1 protein-coding gene is annotated in these 1,434 nt (G+C 65.1%); it reads right to left on the bottom strand.

What is annotated here, in order from left to right; translation table 11 throughout:
* Nucleotide 1 precedes the first annotated feature (1 nt).
* Nucleotides 2-1,093, bottom strand: a complete 1,092-nt coding sequence (locus FK256_RS10410; RefSeq protein ID WP_141424719.1) for an alpha/beta hydrolase — start codon at nucleotides 1,091-1,093, stop codon at nucleotides 2-4.
* Nucleotides 1,094-1,434: the final 341 nt, after the last annotated feature.

Genomic DNA, 1,434 nt, shown 5'->3' with positions numbered 1-1,434 from the left:
CTCACCTAAACCAACCAGCAGCAATCTCCTGCGTCAGGGCAGGATAGGTACCGGCCTGCGCCACGGCCACGATATTGAGTCGCGGATCCTCCGGATGAAGCAGCCTGTCGATCCACAGATCGCGCGCTGCGGTGAGCCCCTGCGCGAGCCATCGCGCATTGACGAACTCCATGGCGTGCGTGCCCCCGGGATAGACATGCAACTCGGCATCCCCGCCATCTCGCCACACCTTCGAGGCGAAGGCGACGTCCTCGTCGCGGAACACCTCAGCGGATGCCACGGAGATGAACAGCGGAGGTAGCCCGCCCAGCCAAGAGGCGCGGGCGGGAGCCTCATAAGGGGTGACCCGATCTGTACCGCGCCGCTCCCCCAGCGCCGCCTCCCAGGCGACGTTGTTGTACGCCGTCGGCCAGGTCCCGTCGTCGGGATACTGACGCGCCGAGACCGAACCCTCCCACCCTGGAAGCCCAGTGCGGTCATCCAGCATGGGATAGTCCAACAGCCCGCCGAGAACAGCCGGTCCCTGCCGGTCGCGCGCCATGAGCAGCGTGCCGGCGCTCAGTCCACCACCGGCGCTCGGCCCGACGACGACAACGCGGCTCGGGTCGGCACCAAGGTCCTCAGCATGCTCGACCGCCCAGCACAGCGCGGCGTAACAGTCCTCAACGCCGGCGGGCGCCGGATCCTCCGGCGCCAAACGGTACTCGGGGCTGACAATGACACCCCCGTAACGCCGCAGCCACGGGACGATCGTCAACAGACCGTTGAAGCGGCACCCCATGATGAGCCCACCACCGTGCAGTGAGAGGAGCAGAGGACCGGGAGGAGCATCGGCGGAGTCTTGGCAGCGCCGGGCGATCGCCACGCAGAACGTTGTCCCGTCCTCGCGAACGACCTCGGCATCCCGCAGCTCGATATCGGGGTGCCGTCCCAGGAATCCCGCCCGGACCTCGTCGAGGGGCACGCGCCAGCTCGGGATGTTCTGCACCGTCATGCTCCGGAAGACGCCGAGCGGTTCGATGCGCTCGAGCAGGGCGGCGGTCGCACTGTCATAGGGAGGACGGGCGGGGAGCACCGCTTGTGTGTCGGACATACCGCAACTGTCGCACCATGAGCATTATAGGTGCAAATCGCTCACAATCATTCACATCTCCGTGCCGTATGCGGCATATCGGTGTCGGTTGACGCCAGATCGTTCCCGCACCGAACGCACTCCAACCGTCTCACGCGCCGGAAATAATCGGATATGTACCGATGGGCATTCACCAGCGCAAATCCGCCATTAGCCGGACAATGGGGGTATGCAGACGTCCCGCGGTGTCATGTCCGGCCTCACCACCACACCCATGACTCAGTCCTCCACAGCAATCTCCGAGATCAAGAACTACATTCTCGCCAAAGGACTGCAGCCAGGGGATGCTTTGCCGACCGAGT

Source organism: Actinomyces johnsonii (assembly GCF_006546835.1).
Taxonomy (GTDB): Bacteria; Actinomycetota; Actinomycetes; order Actinomycetales; family Actinomycetaceae; genus Actinomyces; species Actinomyces johnsonii.
This window is presented reverse-complemented; position numbering and strand designations above follow the sequence as displayed.

Coding starts and splice junctions, on each gene's coding strand:
- FK256_RS10410 (WP_141424719.1), bottom strand. CDS start 1,093: ATGTCCGACACACAAGCGGTGCTCCCCGCCCGTCCTCCCTATGACAGT.